Origin of the sequence: Chitinophaga horti, assembly GCF_022867795.2 — a bacterium.
Classification (GTDB): Bacteria; Bacteroidota; Bacteroidia; order Chitinophagales; family Chitinophagaceae; genus Chitinophaga; species Chitinophaga horti.
In genome coordinates, this window is the sequence record NZ_CP107006.1 from 4,952,486 (window position 1) to 4,974,445 (window position 21,960).

The following is a 21,960-nucleotide window of genomic DNA, read 5'->3' on the forward strand; positions in this document are numbered from 1 at the left end:
ATCAATACCCGGTTTTTATAGGATCAGGAAGTTGCGGTACGGGCAGTTCCTCGTACGCTTCATCTTCGTCATAAATAAAGTCATAGTAAGAGCTTAGCAGAATGGCCCCCGTGGCCGGAATACTAAAGCGTAATTGCTGAAACGGCGAAAACATGAACGCCCATACCAGGCCGATCGTGAGTATCACAATAACCGGGTAAATGGCCGCATGCTGCGCATTTCGTATCAGATGGAAGCCCATCTTCAATAGATAGATGAGAATTAATAACACAGCTACGAAACCGCCGATACCGCAGTTAATCCAGGCACCTAACAAAATAGAGTGACTCGGAATCAGGTAATCGGCATCTGCCACTTTATTCGGGTTAAACTCCTCGTCATGGAACATCAGCAGTATCTGGTAATACTTAAGCGTTTTATCTGTAGCCCATGAACCGTGTCCGAAATAAGGTTGATCATTGATCGCGGTAACGGCAGCGAAGGTTTCGCCACGCCCGGTCATCAACAACTGCAGCGGATTGTAAGGATTCTCTACGCGCGACATTTGTGTACGTGCGTGTTCACCACCAATGTTTCCACTCAGCACCCCATCTACATAAAAAATGTATGCCACCTGGAACATCACCAGCGCCACGAGGCCGAACAGCACTACTTTCGCGCGGGTAATCTCTATCTTCCTGTTAAAGAAATAGATGATAATTGCGGAAAGGAAAAACACTACGCCGGTGGAACGGGAGTCGAAAGCGAGGCAGGTAAGACTGTAGCCGAGCAATACGCCCATCACCGCCTTCATGTTGTTGCGCCTGTAGAAGTAGGCCGACAGCAAATACACGGCAGATGAAAGGATCGGCACCATCTTAAACTTGAAGTAAGTCATATCCGAATCCACAATATCATCTGTATAAAAAATGTTCTTCACCATGATGAGGAAGAAGTAGAACAGGATATCATTATATCCCCTCAACACCTTGAACAACACGATAAACGACAGTATGCAAATGATAATGGAGGCCCATCCACGTAGGTAGTTGGCCGAGGAGTTGTGTACAATAAACAAGTCTGTAAAGACCTGGAAGCCCAACAACAGTAAGAGCGCAAATATTATTTTCCGGAGATAAGGGTACGTGAAAAAATCGTTCTTGTCGAACATGAACGGCGTGGCCATCACCACCAACACCTCGCTCAGGCGCATTTGCCCGATGAGCGACACGTTGACAGTGCTGAGTAATGTATAAAGTGCTATTTTAACTCTGTTCCACATACTAATGAATGGTATAGGCGATTACCTCGCTGATGCGTTTTTTATTTACCGCCGCGCTGTACTCCTTCATAAAATCTTCTTTGAGGGCATTTCCTTTTTGCTCACTGCCGTTGAACGTATGCAGGGCCTGTTTAAACTCGGCCGCGGTATCCGCCACGATAAAATTATTACTGAGCACCCCTTCCACTCCGCGGGAGGTGCTGATGATCGGTGTATTGAGCGCCATGGCCTCCAGGCATTTCAAGCGCGTGCCACTGCCATGCAGCAGGGGAATAATTACTCCCTCGGCCATCGCGATATATTGTTTTACATCCGGCACTTTGCCGGTAGCGCTTACATTCTTCCAGTTATCTTGTCCGGTTACGCTGCGCAGGGCTTCTTTCGAATCGCGGCCGACCAGCAGCAATTCATATCTTTCAGCCAGGGCATCATCCCACACTTCCTGCAAGAACCAACGCAAGCCCTCGCGATTCATGTACATGGCAAAATTTGCTGACATCACCAATAGCCTGGACCTCCGCGGACCAGATGCAATATATTCGCGCTCGTCCAGGAAGTTGGGAACTACGAATACTTTATCACGCGAAATAAATCGCTGGTGATAATCTTTATCGTGATCGCTCACTACCAATACTGCTGCCGCCTTTTTGAAGAAGCTGCGTTCGTGCAGGCGTTCGAGGCTTACCAGCTGGAACTTGCGCAATTTTTTGAGCAGGTTTTGCGCCGGTAATTGTTTGGAGATTTCGGGCTGCGCGTTGTGCGTACCCAGTATCACTTTTATATTCCTTGCCGTGAAGAAGTCGATGTAATGGCCTACATAACCATAGTCCAGCACGGCGATATCGATACGCGTATACCCGCAGATCTGTTTGAAGAGTGCGAGTACGTGCGGTGATTTCTTAAAGTAATGGCTGCCCGTCACCCTTTCTTCGAGCGTCAGCGGCTCGTCGGGGTGCGTGTAGTAAGTAACATTTTCGAGCGGGTAAGCGGCGAGGTCGGCCTGCTCTTCGTTGCGAATAACAGCAAACACACGATGCCCCAGCTCCGACAACGCCTTCAGCAGGTAATAGCTACGCAGCTTTTCCCCACCATTTTGTGGGAAGGGAGATATATGTGTAAAGAACAGGATGTTCATAAAAAGGTCTATTCATTTAAAATTTCCGGCCAGCCATTACGAGGGCGAAGCGCGGGTTGATTTTTGTGAGGGCCTTTACAATAACGGCTTTTAGTTTTTCAAGTTCGTAGGCAGTAAGCCCGAGGTAGCGCATGAACAGTGTGATGGAAATTACACTGACAACGCAAGTGAGCATCAATCGCAGCCAGCCTTCCGGCAACAGGAGTAAAGTGAGCGCGGAGATACAGGCGGCCAGGAAAACTGGCACTACTGCACTCACCACCACTTTTTGAAAATATTCCTCTACCTGCAAACCTATCAGTCGCCTGCCGGCCATCATGCGGTACGCACAGGTCACCACTTCTACCAAAGCAGCCGCCACCAGCACCGATTGTGGCGGTAGGCCCAGCCATAAGAGCAAGTAAGCAATCGGCAGGTTCATCATCAGTAAAATACTTACCGTTACCTGGTAAGCACCGATGCGGCCTACAGACTGCACACCTACCTGTATGCCCTGCGACAACTGGTTTACCAGCGTAGCCAGCAAAATCAGCCGACAGAACACCACGGTGTAAGTCGGCACGTCTTTAAGCCACTGTTGCAGGATAAAAGGCATTTCAATAATGGCGGGGATGGCAAAAAAGGCGAGGAGGGAAAAGGAGAACTTACTGGCGATCATGGCAAGCCGCAACATTCTTTCACGGTCTCCTCTCCCTTCGCTTTTAATAATCTGCGGATTAAGCGATTGGAGCATTGTTACAGAAAAGAAGCTCAGTTGAGCATTCACCTGGTTGGCTATACCGTAAGCGGCATTTACCACAGTGCCGAAAAATACGTTCAGGATCATAGCGATGCCCTGGTTACGTGCTACGACGCTTACCGCGCCAAACATGTTCCAGCCGCCATAGCCGAACATCTCTTTCAGTAAACTTTTACTAAAGTATTTTTTGATGCGGATACGGGTTTCCTCATATCGCGCGATGCAGTAAAACCGCTTGATCAACAACATCGCCACGGTTATACCGGCCGAAAAGCCAGCGAATAGCACCAGCTTGTCAGAAGCTGCATATTGCAGGTATACCGCGATGCCTAACTTTAACAGAGATTCCAGTATACCGGTAATCGCCACCAGCATCATGTTCTCCCGCGCATTGATCACGGCATCGTACGGTACAGAAATCACGGTAAAAAAGGCGCTCGCGACCATCAGGTGATAAATCACTTTAGCGGCCTGCAGCCTGTCCGGCGGAATGTTCAACACATGATCGAACATATAGATGCCCACTAATTCAAAGAGCGTTACCAGTATAAGGCCCAGTACGAAATGCAGCAACACCGAAGAGTTAAATACCTTCTTCAGTTGTTCCGTATCTCCACCACCAAGACTATAACTCATATACCGTTGGGTAGAAAGGGTCATAGCCATGTTCACAAAAGAGAGCATCGCAATTACACCGCTGATGAGGTTGAAGAGACCAAAATCGTTCGCCCCCAGCGCGTTGAGTACCAGCCGGGTGGAGTATAATGAGATCACGATGGTGATCAGCATTTTCCCGTATAAGGTACCGGTATTGATGACTACTCTGTTAGCTGCCTGCACGGTTTATCTTTTTGTCGTTAAGTCGTCTGCTGTTCGTCAAAGTTGATGGCAGCCGGCTAACACCGGCTGCCTGTTATATCTTATCCTATTAAATGTTCGAATTGCGCCACTTCTTTCTTACGGAATACCTCTACGTCTGCCGCTACCATTTCTTTCACCAGTGCAGGCAGGTCATATTTGGGTTCCCAGTCCAGTTTCTTTTTCGCTTTAGAAGGATCGCCGATCAACAGCTCTACTTCGGTCGGACGGAAGTAATGAGGATCTACCGCTACTACTTCTTTACCGATCGGCAGAACGAAGTCTTTGTTACGGCAAGCGGTTACTACGGCAGTTTCGTTCACACCTTCGCCGATGAAAGCCAGTTCCACACCTACTTCATCGAACGCCATGCGTACAAAGTCGCGAACAGGCGTGGTAATACCGGTAGCGATGACGAAGTCTTCCGGTTTTTCCTGTTGCAGGATGCGCCACATTGCTTCTACATAATCTTTCGCGTGCCCCCAGTCGCGGCGGGCGTCCAGGTTACCGAGGTATAACTTTTCCTGCAGGCCGAGTACGATAGCGGCTACCGCACGGGTGATCTTACGGGTTACGAAAGTTTCACCACGCAGTGGGCTTTCGTGGTTAAACAGGATGCCGTTGCAAGCGAACATGCCGTAAGCTTCGCGGTAGTTCACCGTAATCCAGTAAGCGTATAGCTTAGCTACAGCATATGGGCTGCGGGGATAGAACGGCGTAGTTTCGCGCTGGGGCACTTCCTGCACCAGGCCGTACAGCTCAGATGTGCTGGCCTGGTAGATGCGGGTTTTCTTTTCCATCTTCAGGATGCGCAGGGCTTCCAGCAAACGGAGCGTACCAATACCGTCGGCGTTGGCAGTATATTCAGGGGTATCGAAGCTTACGTGTACGTGGCTCATCGCAGCGAGGTTATAAATCTCGTCGGGCTGCGTTTCCTGGATGATGCGGATCAGGTTTGTACTATCGGTCATATCGCCGTAATGCAGTTTAAACCTTACGTTCGCATCGTGCGGGTCCTGGTACAGGTGATCGATCCTTTCTGTATTGATAAGCGATGCGCGGCGTTTGATACCGTGCACCATGTAACCTTTTTCGAGTAAAAGTTCAGCGAGATAAGCGCCGTCCTGTCCGTTCACACCGGTAATTAAAGCAACTTTCATGGGTGTCTGTGTTTTTATTGTTTGTGTTGGATGGTTAAAATGTAGCTAATGGGAAATGAGCCTTTTTAAGAAAGTGAGCATAAGCAAGTGCTACGCCTTTAGGCAGGTTGGTCGTATGTTTCCAACCCAGGCTATGCAGTTTGCTTACGTCCATCAGTTTGCGGGGCGTACCGTCTGGCTTGGAACTGTCAAACACGATTTCCCCTTCGTAGTGTGTTACTTCTTTTACCAGTTCTGCCAGTTCTTTGATGCTGAGGTCTTCACCGGTTCCGATGTTTACCAGTTCTTTCTCATCATAGTGCATCATCAGGAATACGCAGGCGTCGGCCAGGTCATCGGCATACAGGAATTCGCGCTTAGGCGTGCCAGTGCCCCATACCGTTACAGAGGGTTTACCTTCTGCTTTCGCTTCATGAAACTTGCGGATGAGTGCAGGCAGTACATGCGAGTTTTCGGGGTGATAGTTATCACCAATGCCATACAGGTTGGTAGGCATTACACTGATGAAGTTGCAGCCGTACTGGTCGCGGAACGATTCGCACATTTTAATGCCTGCGATTTTCGCGATGGCATAAGGTTCGTTCGTTGCTTCCAGCGGGCCGGTCAGCAGACTATCCTCACGAAGCGGTTGTGCTGCCAGTCGCGGATAAATGCAGGAGCTGCCCAGGAACATCAGTTTCGTTACGCCATACTTCCAGGCGGCGTAAATGATGTTGGCTTCCATCATGAGGTTATCATAGATAAACTCTGCGCGGTAAGTGTTGTTCGCATGAATGCCGCCTACTTTGGCAGCCGCGAGGAACACATAAGCCGGGCGTTCGGTTTCGAAAAACTCGTTTACGGCGGCCTGGTTGCGCAGGTCCAGTTCGGAGGAGCTGCGGGTTACGATATTGGTGTACCCCAATGCATCCAGTCTTCTGCAAATAGCGCCTCCCACCATACCGCGGTGGCCTGCTACATAAATCTTGTCGTTCAGCTTCATTTTTATCTATGCTTATTATGAATTTGAAAAGAGATTATCTACCACGTCCATCTGGCTGTCGGAGAAGGCCAGTTCTGCGCTTGGCAGGGTGGCGATCATATGGAAGCCCAGGCTATGCAGGGTAGCTTTTACTTTACGCTTGCTTACTTCTACCAAACGGCGCTGGCGTAAGGCCGGCACGTCAGTAACTTCATTGCGGCGGATCGGGAATTGTTCCAGCTGAACCGTTTTGAACTCATCGAGGAAACGTTTCATCATATCCACTTCGTGATCGGTGATCACAGCCGGCTTACCCAGCCAGTATACGAAGTTTACTACCCCTTCTGTTTGACGCACGGTGTTGATCAGGCGCTCGGGGATGCGCACAAATACATAAGATTTGAACAGCGGCTCCTGTACAATTTTCTTCCTGTCGCTCCACTGGCTCTCCACTTCATTCATCGGGCAATAGCTCTCTATTTGCTTACGTGCAAGCAGGGTCGCCACTTTCTTTTCACACCTCGATTTGGTATAAAGTGCATACCAGGCATGTGGTTCGTGATGCATACGGCTTCTGTTTTTATGGTTATTCAATCAACGGGGTAATCAAAACGTGGCATCTATAAGGCGGGAGGCACGTTATACGTGCAGGTTTTTCAATAAAGCAAATTCTTTTGTCTAAGCTTTTCGGGTATGGCTTCGCCCCTTCAGTCACATACACATATGTGGCCGATCATTTTAAAACTTGAAATCTTTTATTTACAGATTAAAAATGCCTTTGATGAAACTCTTCGACTTACTACCCTTCTTTCGTTTCACTTCTTCCGTGTAACCGTATCCGTATCCATAGGTATGGCCCTGAACACTATTCAGTTTCACACCGTTGAACACGAGGTTCAGTTTACCCAGCTCCTTGTTTTTGTACAGCTCGTCGATTTTGTTCAGGTACAGCCTTGGCGTAACCTGGTGACGTGTTACATACAGCGTGGCATCCGCGAACGGCGCCAGCAGGCGGGCATCAGACACCAGGCCAACAGGCGCGGTATCGATAATTACATAATCGAACATTGTCTTCAGATGGCGCAGCAACTCTTCCAGCCTGCCGTTCAGGATCAACTCCGTCGGATTAGGCGGAATAACGCCTGCTGGCAGAATGTACAGATTCTCGTTACCTTCCACCTGTTTCAGCATATCTGAAATATTAGTACGCCCCACCAGGTAATTTGTAATACCCGGCTCGCGTGATATTTTCATCATCTTACTGATCATCGGTTTGCGCAGGTCAAACTCCAGCAGCACAACCTTTTTGCGGATCAGCGACAAACTTACCGCGAGGTTCACGGAGATAAAACTCTTACCTTCTCCCGAGATGGAAGACGTTACCAGCAAGGTTTTGTTATCTCCATTAAGACCGATGTAAGAAAGTGAAGTACGCAGTGTACGGAATTGTTCCGCTACCAGGCTGCGACGTCCATCTGCAATTACGACTGCATCGTTGCTCTCATCATACAAAATCTCGGCCACGATCGGCGCTGACGTAACTTTTTCTATATCGGAACGCGACATAATCTCGCGGTTCAGCATATCTTTTATGGTAATTACTCCAATCACCAATACCACACCTGCTGCGAGCGCCATAGCAATTACCATCATCCTGCGCGGGCTAAACGGACCTGAATCTGCTTCTGCAGCATCTACGATACGATTGTCGGATACTGCGGCCGAGTAGGCCAGGGCGGTTTCTTCTCTCTTTTGTAAAAGGAAAGTGTATATCGCTGACTTAATTTCTTTATCGCGGCTTACTTCTACCAACGCTCTTTCTTTGCTCGGCACTGTACGCAATATACCCATGAACCTGGCGTTGTCGGCCTGCAGCTTTTGACGGCTGGCGGTCAGGTTTTCGCGGAGACTGTGCAGGTTTTCCAGGATGCTCGGTGTCATCTTTTCTACCTGACGGTTCAACGCAGCCAGTTTCGGGCTGTTCTCTCCCGTCGTCTTTCTCAGCGATTCAATTTCCATTTCGGTTTGATAGAGTTTGCTAAGCAACTCCATCATCACCGGATCGGATAGTCCGAGGGTAGCAGGCACAATGCTTTGTCCGCCACTTTTACCGGTTACATGCCTTTCGATTGCGTCCAATACTGATAATTGCATGGACGATTCACTCAGCATGCGATCGTTTTCCTGCACACTTTCGAGGAATATTTTGCTTTGTTCCCCGATATCAACGATGCCTGAAGAAGCTTTGAACTCCTCCACTTTACCTTCCACCGCGCTTAACTCTTTCGATACAATGTCGAGTCGTTTGGTAACGAACTCCATCGTGCTGGCGGCGAGTTTATTCTTGTCTTTGATAGATGCAGCGGTGTAGACCTTCATCAATTCGTTCAGGATATCTTCACCGCGGTTAGGCACCACATCTGTATATTCAAGATTGATAACAGTGGCCATTTTGGAGATAGGCGTTACTTTCAGCTTCGTCAGCAACTCCTGCGTCATCTGCCTTTCGTTCACGATGCGAACATGATACATCTTACTATCTTCCACACCCGGCTTGGCAGTGATCTTCATCCTGCCCCAGGGAGTAACTACTGTATCGTTCAATGGATAAGCCTTACCTGCGAGTACGGCCTTGTTTTGATTCGCCAGCAGCTGTAATGTTACCTTTTCAGGAATTTCAGACATAATCCTGCTGGGCTCCAGGAACTGAAGTTTGACAGGCGTATAATCGTAAGCAGGTATGTTGCGGATCTGGCCTTCTTCGTAGATGTCGCCGTAAAGGTTCAGGTTTTGAATTACTTCGCGTGCTAGCGTACGGGAGGTCAGTATCTCGATCTCGTTTTCGATATTTTTCTTTGAACCAAAAAGGTCCATTTCTGCCAGGATGCTCGATTCGCCGAGATCTTTTGAATCATCCTTTACTAACAAGGTAGATGAGATGCGATACACTGGGGTTGCATACCGTAAGTACAGCAGTGCAGCTCCTACGGACAATCCTGCCACGATGAGGAACAGCGGCCAATAGGCGAGATAACGGTAGCGAATGAGTGCTACCAGGTCCACCTTATCTTCGGGCTGTGACGGTTTATGTGCGTTAACTTTTTGCATGGGATGTCCTATCCATTAATTATGGTGCTAAAAATATGGTTTCCAATTTCCTAATTCGATGGCTGTTTACTGTGCCTGGCTAATCTATAATAACCTGTCTATAACAATTACGAGCAGCGACAATCCGCTCATTACGATCGGCAGTACCTGCCTGCTTCGATCGGCGCTTGCTACTTTTGATTTATTGGGTTCCACATATACGATATCATTCGACTGGAGATAATAATAAGGGGAAGAAAAAATACTGGCATCATTAAGATTAAGACGCTTTACTACTTGCTTCCCGCCGGTTTCACGAATAACGAGTACATTCTCTTTTTTACCGTATATCGTGATATCGCCGGCCATACCAAGAGCCTCCAGGATAGTAATCTTCTCGTTTGTTACATTCACTACTGTTGGTTTAGCTACTTCACCGAGCAATGTAACCCTGTAGTTAACAAAACGGATACTTACAACAGGGTCTACTAAAAGCTTTTTGTCTGTCAGTTCCTTTTTAAGATAATCCGTCAGTTGCTTCTTTGTTAACCCTTCTGCTTTTACCTGTCCTAACATCGGGTATTGTATAAAACCCTGCTGATCTACCAGGAAGCCCGCTGCGGGGGTAGAAGCTGTAACGCCTACTGCCTGTATTCCCGAAGCACCAGATGAATTGGGCACATTATAAATAATGGTCTCCTCTGGATTGGCACTGTTTACATTGATCTGAAGAATGTCGTTCTTTTGAATCACCGGCTGAAAGTCGCTGTAGGCGGTCTTTAGCGCAGTGTCGTTCAGATTGTTGAAGTAAACAGCGTTTTTGGTGCTTACGCAGGATGAAAAGATCAATAGCGTTAATAAAATCGTAATTCCGGTCTTGAGGCTGGATTCCTTCGTCCTTCGCATCTTAGTTTGTTATTTAAATTCTCTTTCACGTTGGCCATTCGTTCACGTTACAATATTAGTTCAAAGTGTCAATTTCAAATATTACTTACTACAGTATAAATACAACTTTAGAGGTAGATGGCATTACTCATTGTAGTAGGTCGCCTACAGAACATATTTTATGCCAGCTATGTATACATTAGTAATAACTGAGCAACTGAGAAGCAGCACCATGGCAGATGTAAAGAGGTTATTAGACCAGATGCGGGAGATAAGTTCCGATTTTGAGGTAACGTTCAACTTCTGGTAAACTTTCTTCAAATGTTGATTAATAGTAAACACGGTAACGAAAAGTTTGTCCGCCATTTCCTTATATGAGTAGCCTTCTTTCAACAAAGTGAGTAATTCATACTCACGTTTCGTCAGCTTATCCTTCACACTTTCAAGCGGATCTTTATTAATATGATTAATCAGCAGATGGGCCGCTTTGGGGGAAAGCGTACCACCCTGGTTCACTGCGTCGAGTATGGAATGATAGATCTCCATGAGGCGACTGGTCTTAATAATATAACCACTGGCGCCTTTCATGATAGATTCTATTACGTATTCTTTATCATCGTGACCGCTAAGTACAATGATCTTTGCATCGGGGAAACGTTGTTTCAGCTCCTGCATGCCCTCTATACCTGACTCACCGGGGAGCGAGATGTCGAGCAATATCACTTTCACTTCTGGATCTTTATAGGGCAGTTCCCGGAACTCCTCCATCGATCTGCAGGAGAACACAACACGACATTCCTGGAAATCTTCCAGAAACTCTTTATAGTTGTTCAACTGAAAATGATTGTCTTCTATTATCCCAATATTGATCATAAAAACGGTTAACGCGTTTGCTGTTCTCTCAATTTCGATTGGTTACTGTTTTGACTCTTCAACAAAAATAAGTCCAATTTTTGCGAGCTATATACTAGAAATACGGTTTTATTGACGAATAACTAAATAATGTTCAATACGACATCTCTTATAATCAACGGGTTGCTAAATCAAAAAATGAATAATATAAAATATTATGTGTTATATCCGGGCAATAAATACCACAGTCCGACTGTTTTTAGATATCTTCACGGTTCATACATCGATGCACCGCCGAAAAGGTCAGGATACCATATCTGTAAACATGTCTTAGCTATCCCTGCTTGGAAAACCATTAATTGAAAATGAAACCTGATAACCAAGTAAAGGTGAGTGGCTTGCTAAGCGCTATCAAAGAGCCGGCATTACTCATTGACCCAAATACACAGATCGTCGTAAAGGCCAACGAGCCCGCAACCGCAGTGCTGGTAAGCGATGTGTCGGGAGCTATCGAACAAGTACCATTCGTCCATTTATATAATGAAGCGCTGTTTTCGTCCACCACCGCCATCATTTTAAATGGAAGGCGCAATGATGTTGATATCAAACTCGACTTTCGGCTCAGCACCATTAAAACGACAGAAGGGGAATTTATTTTAGCGATCGGCAGGGAGATAGAAAGTGAACAATCACTAAACGAAAAGGTACGCTTGCTCGAAAGAGAAAAGACTACGCAAGAGCTTCGCGCCAACTTCGTATCGCTGACATCCCACGAGCTGCGTACGCCTATTACTGCTATCTCATCCTCCCTAGAACTGCTGGAAAGCAGACTGGAAAAGGACTACGCGCTGGACGGATTTTATCACCAGCACATTGCGCGCATATCGACCGAGCTGTTTAATGTAACTACACTGCTCGACGAAATGCTTACGATCAGCAACATCGTGTCAGATAAATATAAAGTAGTGAAAAGCGCGGTGAATGCAGAAGATGTCGTAACTTACTTAAGCGAACAGTATTTTTCGGACAGGAAAGACGGTCGCAGCCTGAAGGTTAAATGTAGTGGCACCCCGAGAAATATTTTTGTAGATAAGAACCAGCTGTCTAAGATCCTTACTAATCTCATCAGCAACGCCTTTAAATTTTCCACTGAGGGCAACCCCTCTGTAAAACTGAATTACCAGGAGAAACAACTGGTCATAAAAGTGCGCGACACGGGAATTGGAATACCCCCCAAGGACCTGCCGAACCTTTTTTCCGCTTTCTATCGCGCCAGCAATGCCGTAAACATTGAGGGCTCGGGGCTTGGACTGGTGATCGTTAAAACATTCGTAGACTGTAACGACGGCACCATCAGCGTAGAAAGTGAAAATGAAAAAGGGACCACTTTTACGATTGGATTCAATTATTCGGAATGAACTAAAGGTTAACCAACATGACACACACCATACTACTGATAGAAGACAATTTAGGCATTTCAGCAAACATGAAAAGCCTGCTCGAATTACACGAATACGATGTACTTACGGCCCACAATGGTGCCGACGGCGCCTCCATAGCAAAAGCGCAACGCCCCGATCTCGTGATCAGCGACATCTACATGCCCTCCTGCGATGGCTACGAATTACTGGACATGTTTCTTGAAGATGAAGAGATGCGTGACATTCCGGTGATCATGGTAAGTGGTCGTGCCGAAATGAGCGACGCCGACCTGGCCATCAGCAAAGGCGCAGCAGGTTACATGACCAAACCGTTTATGTTTAAAAGTCTGCATGCCACCATCCGTAAAGTGCTGGATGCACGACATGAACCGGTAGCATAACTATCTGCCCGCGCGGATAAGCCACTGCACACCCAGCATAAATCCTGCATTGTCGGTAATTTCTCCAAAGTCAAAAGCTGCGGAGGCGTTTACGGACAGGCCTTCTACCGGCGTTTGATACGTTACTTCCTGCAGAGTATACCACTGCGTCATCGTAGGAGATAACAGCTGGTTATTGTACGTACCATAATTCTTCGTGAAAGATATTTTCGTTTGTGCGCTGATGTTATCCCCGAACGCATACGCTCCCGCCAGGTGAAATCCGACAATACGATTATTGATGATGTTCCATCCTTTACCGCTGATATCATCTTTATGATCGTTCCAGTCGAAAGGCGTAACATTCTCAAAATATTTACTACCGCGTGTGCGGTTAATAAATAACGGTGTGCCGACAATGCGGCTTTGATATTCCCAGCCCGTGAGGTAAATCCCATTGTTGTAATAACTCTCGCGTACATTCAGCGGGTAAAAATCGTTCATTTGTTTGGTATGCATGAACTCCGCCGTCAGTCTTTTTAAAATACTTCCTTCGTTCTTATTGACGTACATAACACCGATCAATCGGTCGATGTTACGGATGTCGATGCCCTGGCCGGTTTCGAAAGGAGTTTGGTTGTATAAGCGTACGAGCATCTGCTCATCTTCCCAATCAATACCACCTTCTACCACCCCGCGGTGGTCACCCGGACGATTAGGCAGAATGCTGTCGCTGTTTACTGTACCATCGTCGCCCTGCTTCACAATGACCACATTGAGGTAATCTTTGAAAGAGCTTTTAATAGTTGGAAGATCCGGCCGGTTACCGCCCCACACCGCGTAATGCTGTACACCGCCCCAAACTTTCAACCGGTTCTTCCCGATACGCATGTAAAAATTTTTCTCATGCAGATAGGCATCTTTGATATATTGGTCGCGGCCCATCCAGCCATGACTAAACTGACCTTTGAATTGTAATAATCCTTTGGTGAACGGAATGTCGAGGTATTGACCAATAGCGATGCTCAATTTGGGAATGGGTACTGCGTTGCCGCTAACACCTAACGAGCCGCTGGATAACGTTCTGTCCATTTCGCCAATCACTTCTTCATAGCGACCGGCCCTGAACTCGAGCATACGCCATCCTGCTTTGAGATAGGCCTCCTCCAGCAATACATCTTTGAAATGATTGTTGTTATAGAGACTTGCGCCATAATTAATATAGAAATCCTCGTTCCATTCATGCTTATTCATGAGACGAATGAAAGTGGAGGCGTCCGTTTTTCTATCGGTGATGGTACCGAACTTATTTGCACCGAGCCACAACGGCTGGTAATCCTGCGAAGCAGTGGTAACGTTCGTACCTACACGAATTTGCAATGAATCCGAGAACTGTGCTTTGGTGCTAATGGTAAATAATAAAACGACTATTGTTACTAAGGGCTGCTTCATACGATTGTGGAAGTATACGGATGCAAGATTAGGCTTATCTGCCGTATTGCAGCATTACTTAAATAAGTACAAAAGTGCGCAGATTGATGATATTCAATACTGAATAAAGGGAGCAAGGCCATCTTAAAAAGTAAAGGCCCGGTGTAAACCAGGCCCGTGCATACTTTTATCAACCATTATAAATATCATTCAGGGGTCATCCAAACCAGGCGGGCTACGCGACGGTTACCATCATCGATCTTTACCGTTACATAGATGTTACGGACCGCGTCGTAGGCCGATATCGAAAACATCGCGATATTATTTACATAGATATTGTTTTTGCCAGGCGCATCCAGCACTACGCTGCGATCGGGCATTATGTCGTTTCCAAGGGCGTAGTAAAATGCGTCGCAATGCGCCACATCGCTGATCACACTCAGTTTACCGGTTTTAGCTTTCTCCGTGTTCTCATGCGAATCATTCAGCAGGATGTAAGGTTTGCTTCCACCCTCTACATAGGAAAAAGTCTTATAAGTATCTGCCGAAGTGATCATTTGCGCTGCACTGCCACGGCTGGCGTGACTGAATTCGCGCATCCTTACGCCAGGCAGGTAGTGTTTTTTGGGAATAAAATAACTGCTCGTTTCCCGGCCCGATTTATCAAACATCACTACGGCGATATTGCCCGCATTGGTGTTGGCCTTCATCATACCGTTCTGCCGTTGCACACTCAAATCCTCCAACTCTTCCCAAACGAGCGAGAACGAGCCGTCGCGGTTGATGAACAAATCTTGCGGCACCCCTTCGTACGAACGCTTTTTACCGAACAACTCCATGCTTTTTTCGCTGGCCTTTTCCGGAAACACCAGCTTTGCACTATCGGCAGCCTGCATATCCGCGCCGGCCATACCCAGGTAAGTAAACCGCTCACGTTTGTTAGCGCCCGCCGCCACCACAATGTATTGAGCAGTAACCGGGTTATACTTCATAATAACGCCTTCCGCTTCCAGGTTGACCGGGAACTTCAGTGGATGCACAGCCAGTGCTGTGTTGCCCTTCGCCATCGTAGCCATTACCAGTTCGCGATCTTTCGATTCACCGCGGGAAGCACGACCGAGTAATATAACTTTATCACTTCCGTTCACCACCATATCCCAATAACCAAATTCGCGGAAGCTGCTGTCAGTCGTATTAAAGAACGCCCTGTTCAACTCCTGGTGCGCCGCACTATAGTGCATCACTTCCATTTGTTGCATACGCTCCGCCGCATTGGGATCTATTTTCACGATGGCATAATCGCCCGTTCGCGGATCGTTTTCGATGAAGAAGTCGAGCCGCCCCGTGTTAGTCAGCAGACCGTTGCGGAACTGGGTGGTGGTAAGTTTATTTAAGGTGAGTAACTTCTCGTCACGCTCCACCTGGGCAGTGGCGCCGTTAATAATGAGGCGATGCAATACCGGGGCCTTATCTTCTATTTCGCTTACCAGCAGCGTAGCGTTGCCATTGCTCTCGAATACCGCATCTATACTGCCCCTCTCAAGTTTACCATAACTCGCCGTAACCGATTGTTGCTGCAGCAGTTTGTGCGCGGCATCATACAAATGAATATCAATGCCACCTTCCAGCGAAAACTGCAGGTACATGGTATTGCCGCCCTTAAACTGGAGGATGCGTGCAAATCCCTGCTCGGGCTCCTTAAAATCGGCGCCTTCCGCTATCGTGGTAAACTGGGCATGGGTGGTAAACCGCACGCAGAGCAGCATGCAAAAGATCAGGGTCCTTTTCATTCCGGTTCTCATAGGTATTTAGGATAGTTCAAAGATATATATTTTAATTAATATATATCAAAGATATTTTTTCAGTAGGTTTGGTGGATGGTAAAGAATGTGCTAAACGCGGAACATTACATATGGGGAGGGCTATGCGATGGCTGGCACCTGTTGCAGCACGACGACTTAAGTGTCATCCAGGAAAGGATGCCGCCCGGCACCACAGAGCAACTGCATCTGCATGAAAAAAGCCGGCAGGTATTTTACATATTGTCGGGCTCCGCGCAAATGGAAATGGAGGGGACACCTTTTACTCTCCGGACAGGAGATAGCATCAGCGTAGCGCCCGGACAGGCACATAAGATCAGCAATAATGGGGCGGAAGATGTACACTTCCTGGTGATATCGTCGCCTAAATCCCACGGCGACCGGATCAATCTATAATTAAAAAACACTTCCACACCGCTCTTGCGAACCGGCGTGGAAGTGCAATTCTTCACGAACAGGTGCGGTGTTACCGCAGCCCTGATGTTCAGTCATCTTCCTCTTCGTCGTCGTCGTCAGACTCCAACCAATCCATGTACTCATAGTACCATTCCTCCAGCTTCTCGATAAGCTCCTGCTTTCCTTCCGGGTTATCTTTGAAGAACGCCTCTACGTCATCGATCTCGGATACGATATCAATGTAAGCGGTTTCCTCATCTTCTTCAACGCGTTTCGCGAAAAAGCGGGGTTTTTCGGTATGAAAGATATACTCGTTATCCGGATCGTTGATCGGATCGTCCGCGATCATAAACTTTGGTAAGTTAGTCATGGTTTGATCTGTTTAACAGTTTTCACAAAAATAGGAATTATGACTATCAAAAATGATGCAAGCGTTGGTTTGACCCATCGTTACGCGAAAACAGGCAAGGGCGGCAATGTACCGAAATAAGGAAAACATCTACCGATGAAATTGTCTATTTCTGTACAACTTTGTCTTATCAAACCAATACAACATGAAAGCAATCACCTTAACAACCCCTGGCGGGATAGAAAACCTTGTCACCATTGAATTACCTATCCCTGCTATTCAACCAGATGAAGTATTAGTGCAGGTAGTATCCCTTAGCATTAACCCGGTTGACGTAAAAACGAGAAAAGGCAAAGGCATGTACGGCAGCCTGCAACAGCACCAGCCACTGGTATTAGGCTGGGATATTTCTGGAGTGATTACCGCCACCGGCACGAACGTACATAACTTTAAAACAGGAGATGCGGTGTTCGGCATGGTGAACTTCCCCGGGCACGGACAGGCCTATGCGGAATATGTAGCCGTTCCTGCCAACCAGCTGGCACTGAAACCTGCCAACATATCCCACGAGGAAGCGGCGGCTGCTACACTGGCGGCACTTACAGCATATCAGGCCCTGGTTACGCATGCAAACATCAAACAGGGCGATAGGATACTGATTCATGCGGCGGCCGGCGGCGTTGGGCACTACGCCGTTCAAATTGCGAAACACCTGGGCGCCCATGTAACCGGCACCGCCTCTGCGGCGAACCGTGACTTCTTATTATCATTAGGTGCCGATGCGCACATCGATTATCAAAACCAGGACTTTACCAAAGAATTACGCGATATCGATTATGTACTGGAATCGCTCGGCGGCGATATGATCGACCGGTCGTTGGAAGTAATTCGCCCGGGTGGGTCTATCAACTCGATCCCCTCCGGGCTGCCGGAGGACATTACGGCCAAAGCAGCGGCGAAAAACATACATGCTTACCGGACGATGGTGTACAGCAGCGGCGAACATATGGAGGTGCTGGCCGACTGGCTGGAGAAAGGCATTATTAAATCTACGGTATCCCAAACCTTTGGCTTTGCCGACATTCCGCAGGCACACCTGCAGATAGAAACAGGAAAAACGAGGGGCAAGGTCATCGTGAATGTGTAAATACAAGGGGCTGATCAAAAATATTGGTCAGCCCAAATTTATCCGACTCCCTGATGAATTGATTTTTCGTTACGTGATTCTCATGACCGTCCGACTACTTTTGATACAGCCCTAATTTATTCGACTATCTGATGGAGACATGTAATCGTTTCTCAAAGCCTTCATTTTATCTTTTGGTCACCCGTTTTTATTAATCTATCATTAACTGCGTAACAGCCGCCGCGTCGCGCGCCCATGCAAGGTTGTATACTTCGTCCGCCACTGCTTCTGCTGCCGCAGACAACTGCTGGGACTGCGCCTTTACAGTTAGTAATGCGCCGATGCTCATCTTACCTTCCAGGCGGCGCAACATGGTTTTAACCATATTAAGATCGATGTTGCGGCCAAGCTGTCCACCGAACTGCAATTCAAGCCATACTACTTCGCGGGCCTGTACATCCAGCATACCGAATACAAGGCCTTTCGTAAGATCGCTGGTGACACGCACCTGGTGCTGCACACATGATGGATCGTAGGCTACACCGGTAGTTTCGGAAATCTTCATTGGATGCGCGCTGTTCATCCAGCCTACTACCACGTTCGGTGTGAGCGCACCTGCGCTGTACGCATTCGAAGTAAACACAACGTACTGCGCACCTGCCGTATGCAAGGCATCGATGTTCAGTTCGATGTATTCTGCGGTGCCCACTTGTTCGGGAATAGAGCGGATATCGCCGCTGTGGTTACAACCGGTTGTGACCAACTGGTAGTAGGAACAGGTTTCTATTTTATCGTCGTATGCTACTACGGCAGTAAGGTCCATATCCATATGCTGTGCAGGTAAACCCGCGCCCCAGTGCATAAACAGGCGAAGGGCATTGCCTTCTACCGCGAAGCGTGTTCCCATTAATGCGGCCGGTAAATCCTGCACTGTTTCGGCGCGATCACCAATGGCGAGCGGCATTTTAAACAAAGCAGGATCAATATACACCGTGCGTGATTTGTTTGGCTCCGTGGCGTAACGGCGTCCCATTTCTGCCAGGCACATATCGGCCACGGCGTCTTTCATTCGCGTTAACTGCTCATCGGTGTATTTGCTAATGAACTGGTTAGGGCCTACTTGTTTATTTACACCACCCAATGGTTTTACCACACGTGGTGACGTGCTGAAATACTGGTCCGCATACATGGCCAGTGTTACCAGCAACCTTGCCGGCACCTTCGATGCAATTTCGCCGAAAGCCTTCAACGCATCATCACTGTTAAACCATAACATATTTGCAAACAGCGAACGGGCAAACATGCCAGGGCGTTGCTTCAGTAAATCGAACGTTGCTGCACTGTCCTGTCCGGAACGGAGTGCGTCCACCTGGCCCTGCCACACTTCATATTGCTCTTTCCCAAACATATCCATGAGCGCCCCTAAGCGACCAAATTGTGCACGTTTACCATATTCGATCAGGCGAAGGGCACGGATAAAACGCACCCACATTGCCCGTTTGGGATGCATCGCTTCACACATCTGGGCAATATCCATGGACAGGCCATTCATCCATTTCGCCACCCGCAGGCATTCACTCCGGCTATACTTAAGGCGCAAAGCGGCACGGGCCTCTGCTTCCAGCTGCTGCTTACGATCTGCCGGCGCCCACATATGTCCACCATTACGTTTATGCCGCGCTGTCAACACCTTTGGCTGCATGATTTGCGCTTTACCGGTCTGTTTAAACCAGAGGTAACGCATCACATCTACGGGCGTGCGAAATAACGTTTGCGCCTTATCTTCTTCACCAGCGGCTACATAAGCATCGATCACCAACATCAGGGTTTCTTTCATCGCGATGTCTGCCTGCGGCAACGGCAGGTGTGCGAGCAATGTGCGCAAACTTTCCTGCTGCGTGGCGTCCAGCGCAGTACGGGAAGTAAGCAGGCTTTTTAAAGTGGCGGACAAATGTTTGTCCGTCCACAGCTCGAGTATTTTAGGCTGACTCCCTTCCCCTGCAAGCGAGATGCCTGCTACTTCGAAGGGCGTACCACAAAACGGGCAGCCGTTGTAACGCGCCACCGGAAAGGTACCATCGGGAATGAGGTGACCGCAAGACAGCAGCACACCGGGCACTTCGCGGGCACCGATAAAGTTGACGAACGCGGTAACGATATGATCGACCGCATTTTCGCCGGTGGGCATATCCCAGCCTTTTACCAGTGGTGCCCAGTTATGATTAGCGCCGGTTATCTCTTTAAGTGTTTCAAACAATTGCTGATGAAATGCCTGGTCTGTTTGCTGCAATGCGTGCAGCAACGGCTCCGAAATACCCAATCCTAAGCGGGAAAGGTTGGCGGCGAGGCTGGCAGTATCGGGTGTAATCGCATGTTTGGCAGTCATAACGGCTGCGTTGGGGACATACGCGGCCTGGTAGCGAAGTGCTACTTGTAATAATTGTTTCATGTAGATGTTTTAAAGTTCCCGGTAATTGTACGACTGTTCAGAAGAAGTAAGCCGCACCTGACCGCAAAAATTTAATTCGAAAAGCAGGCTGGGCTCGAACCAGCAACCCTCAGGTCCCATGAGAAGTAGGTTTTGTTTGACCGCTCGCCGGTAATTGCGAAACCAATATCTGATGCTCTATCCATTGAGCTACTGCTTTTTCCGTCTCCTGGCGATGATTGTTCTGGTGGTTTAGATCAGAAGTAACCAAAACCTGACCGTCGTTCGACATCACAAATATGCATACACGACGACGCAGCTCATCTGCGTAGTTGAAATTTTATTTAAAATATTTTGACTATGACTGATTATCACATATTTAGCTGTATAGTAAGGTGGCATGCAGCTAAAACTACGCAGATCAATTGCGCAGTTTTTCTATCTTTAATATATGTCAGTTAATAAACTTGCCCTTATCCGTTATAAAACCATTGATGAATGCCTGCGCAAACGCCATCGCAAATGGACGTTAGATCAGCTGATGGAAAAAGTAGCCGAGGTGTTGTACGAATACGAAGGCATTACCTCGGGCATCAGCAAACGTACCATACAGGCCGATATCCAGTTGATGCGTAGTGATAAACTTGGGTACAATGCGCCTATCATTGTAAAGGATAAAAAATATTACACCTACGAGGACGAGCAGTATAGCATTACGAAAGCACCCATCAACGACTCCGACATCGACAAAATGAAAGAGATCGTAGGCTTGTTAAAGCAGCTGAACGGCTTTAGCTATTTTGAGGAGATGAGTGAAATGATCGCCCGGCTGGAAAACAACCTCCACAAAAGCACACATCACACGAGCTATATCCAATTTGAACACAACCACCTGCTAAAGGGGATTGCGCATATCACGCAGCTGCACCAGGCCATCCTGGGCAAACAGGTATTGCTGGTAGAATATAAATCCTTTCGTGCCAGTCATCCGCAGCACCTTATCGTTTATCCGTATCTGTTAAAGGAATACCGAAATCGCTGGTTCCTTATCGGCAGAATAAAAGGAAATCAAAGCCTGGCCACCCTTGCGCTGGACCGCATCATCAGCTTCCAGGACCTGCCGCGGGAGGCGTATGTTTCGCATGACGGCGCGCCGCTGGACACGTATTATAATGATGTACTGGGTGTCACAAAAACGGAGAAAGACAAGGCGCAAAACGTCACTATCAAAGTAGACGACCAACAGGCCCCGTACGTAAAAACCAAGCCGCTACACCATTCGCAAGTAGTGGTTAAGGAAGATGCGCGGCACCTGGTGATACAATTAACGGTTGTGATCAACTTCGAGCTGGAGCGGGAATTATTGGGCTTCGGGGAATGCGTGCAAGTGCTGGCGCCCCGCTCCCTGGCACAACGGATCAAAAGGCGGCTATCGGCAGCGGCGGCGCAATATGTGCCGGATTCAAAACCGGAATAACCAGGTTCAAGACCGGCGGTTTTGTTTACCCGATGGCGCAATATGTGCCGGATTCAAAACCGGAATAACCAGGTTCAAGACCGGCGGTTTTGTTTACCCGATGGCGCAATATGTGCCGGATTCAAAACCGGAGTAACCAGGTTCAAGACCGGCGGTTTTGTTTACCGGCGGCGCAACATCTTTACAGAAAAACG

The 21,960-nt window shown here is 47.8% G+C and carries 18 protein-coding genes and 1 tRNA gene; 5 read left to right on the forward strand and 14 right to left on the reverse strand.

Annotation, left to right across the window (positions count from 1 at the left end):
* Position 1: 1 nt before the first annotated feature.
* The 9 genes from MKQ68_RS19930 to MKQ68_RS19970 form a co-directional block, all read right to left on the reverse strand.
* Positions 2-1,261, reverse strand: a complete 1,260-nt coding sequence (locus MKQ68_RS19930; protein WP_264280630.1) for a hypothetical protein — start codon at positions 1,259-1,261, stop codon at positions 2-4.
* A gap of 1 nt (position 1,262) precedes the next feature.
* Positions 1,263-2,396, reverse strand: coding sequence for a glycosyltransferase family 4 protein (locus MKQ68_RS19935; RefSeq protein WP_264280631.1), 1,134 nt, complete (start codon positions 2,394-2,396; stop codon positions 1,263-1,265).
* Between the two features lie 16 nt (positions 2,397-2,412).
* On the reverse strand, positions 2,413-3,975 hold the full coding sequence (locus tag MKQ68_RS19940) for an MATE family efflux transporter (protein ID WP_264280632.1): 1,563 nt from the start codon (positions 3,973-3,975) through the stop codon (positions 2,413-2,415).
* An 80-nt stretch (positions 3,976-4,055) separates the two neighbouring features.
* Positions 4,056-5,153: a GDP-mannose 4,6-dehydratase gene (gene gmd, locus MKQ68_RS19945; RefSeq protein WP_264280633.1), complete on the reverse strand. Its 1,098-nt coding sequence runs from the start codon at positions 5,151-5,153 to the stop codon at positions 4,056-4,058.
* Positions 5,154-5,187: 34 nt separating this feature from the next.
* Positions 5,188-6,135, reverse strand: a complete 948-nt coding sequence (gene fcl / locus MKQ68_RS19950; RefSeq protein WP_264280634.1) for a GDP-L-fucose synthase — start codon at positions 6,133-6,135, stop codon at positions 5,188-5,190.
* Positions 6,136-6,150: 15 nt separating this feature from the next.
* On the reverse strand, positions 6,151-6,681 hold the full coding sequence (locus MKQ68_RS19955; RefSeq protein WP_244842612.1) for a UpxY family transcription antiterminator: 531 nt from the start codon (positions 6,679-6,681) through the stop codon (positions 6,151-6,153).
* 192 nt (positions 6,682-6,873) lie between these two features.
* Entirely contained in the window at positions 6,874-9,222 is a 2,349-nt protein-coding gene (locus tag MKQ68_RS19960; protein WP_264280635.1) for a GumC family protein, read from the reverse strand.
* An 84-nt stretch (positions 9,223-9,306) separates the two neighbouring features.
* A complete protein-coding gene (locus MKQ68_RS19965) occupies positions 9,307-10,107 on the reverse strand; it encodes a polysaccharide biosynthesis/export family protein (protein ID WP_264280636.1) in 801 nt (266 codons plus the stop codon).
* 144 nt (positions 10,108-10,251) lie between these two features.
* Positions 10,252-10,959 carry a response regulator transcription factor gene (locus tag MKQ68_RS19970; RefSeq protein ID WP_244842619.1) on the reverse strand — a complete coding sequence of 236 codons (708 nt, stop codon included), beginning with the start codon at positions 10,957-10,959 and terminating at the stop codon, positions 10,252-10,254.
* Positions 10,960-11,303: 344 nt separating this feature from the next.
* Between MKQ68_RS19970 and MKQ68_RS19975 the strand changes: the two genes are divergently transcribed.
* Together MKQ68_RS19975 and MKQ68_RS19980 are read left to right on the forward strand one after the other, a co-directional pair.
* On the forward strand, positions 11,304-12,356 hold the full coding sequence (locus MKQ68_RS19975) for a sensor histidine kinase (protein WP_264280637.1): 1,053 nt from the start codon (positions 11,304-11,306) through the stop codon (positions 12,354-12,356).
* A gap of 17 nt (positions 12,357-12,373) precedes the next feature.
* Positions 12,374-12,760 carry a response regulator gene (locus MKQ68_RS19980; RefSeq protein ID WP_264280638.1) on the forward strand — a complete coding sequence of 129 codons (387 nt, stop codon included), beginning with the start codon at positions 12,374-12,376 and terminating at the stop codon, positions 12,758-12,760.
* On the opposite strand, the gene MKQ68_RS19985 is transcribed toward MKQ68_RS19980, so the two are convergent.
* Together MKQ68_RS19985 and MKQ68_RS19990 are read right to left on the reverse strand one after the other, a co-directional pair.
* On the reverse strand, positions 12,761-14,191 hold the full coding sequence (locus MKQ68_RS19985) for a capsule assembly Wzi family protein (protein ID WP_264280639.1): 1,431 nt from the start codon (positions 14,189-14,191) through the stop codon (positions 12,761-12,763).
* 185 nt (positions 14,192-14,376) lie between these two features.
* Positions 14,377-15,960 (reverse strand): hypothetical protein, encoded by a 1,584-nt coding sequence (locus MKQ68_RS19990; RefSeq protein ID WP_264280640.1) that lies wholly within the window; start codon positions 15,958-15,960, stop codon positions 14,377-14,379.
* 87 nt (positions 15,961-16,047) lie between these two features.
* On the opposite strand from MKQ68_RS19990, the gene MKQ68_RS19995 reads away from it, so the two are divergent.
* Complete coding sequence (locus MKQ68_RS19995; protein WP_264280641.1) at positions 16,048-16,386, forward strand: cupin domain-containing protein; 339 nt, start codon at positions 16,048-16,050, stop codon at positions 16,384-16,386.
* 88 nt (positions 16,387-16,474) lie between these two features.
* Here MKQ68_RS19995 and MKQ68_RS20000 read toward each other — a convergent pair whose 3' ends face one another.
* Positions 16,475-16,756 carry a hypothetical protein gene (locus MKQ68_RS20000; RefSeq protein ID WP_264280642.1) on the reverse strand — a complete coding sequence of 94 codons (282 nt, stop codon included), beginning with the start codon at positions 16,754-16,756 and terminating at the stop codon, positions 16,475-16,477.
* 184 nt (positions 16,757-16,940) lie between these two features.
* Here MKQ68_RS20000 and MKQ68_RS20005 point away from each other — a divergent pair, with 184 nt between their 5' ends.
* Positions 16,941-17,882, forward strand: coding sequence for an NADP-dependent oxidoreductase (locus MKQ68_RS20005; protein WP_244842632.1), 942 nt, complete (start codon positions 16,941-16,943; stop codon positions 17,880-17,882).
* A 190-nt stretch (positions 17,883-18,072) separates the two neighbouring features.
* Here the strand turns inward: MKQ68_RS20005 and MKQ68_RS20010 are convergent, their stop codons facing one another.
* Entirely contained in the window at positions 18,073-20,310 is a 2,238-nt protein-coding gene (locus MKQ68_RS20010) for an RING finger protein (protein ID WP_264280643.1), read from the reverse strand.
* Between the two features lie 79 nt (positions 20,311-20,389).
* Positions 20,390-20,509 (reverse strand) — tRNA-OTHER (locus MKQ68_RS20015).
* A 231-nt stretch (positions 20,510-20,740) separates the two neighbouring features.
* Here MKQ68_RS20015 and MKQ68_RS20020 point away from each other — a divergent pair.
* Complete coding sequence (locus tag MKQ68_RS20020) at positions 20,741-21,766, forward strand: helix-turn-helix transcriptional regulator (protein WP_264280644.1); 1,026 nt, start codon at positions 20,741-20,743, stop codon at positions 21,764-21,766.
* The last annotated feature ends 194 nt before the right edge of the window (positions 21,767-21,960 follow it).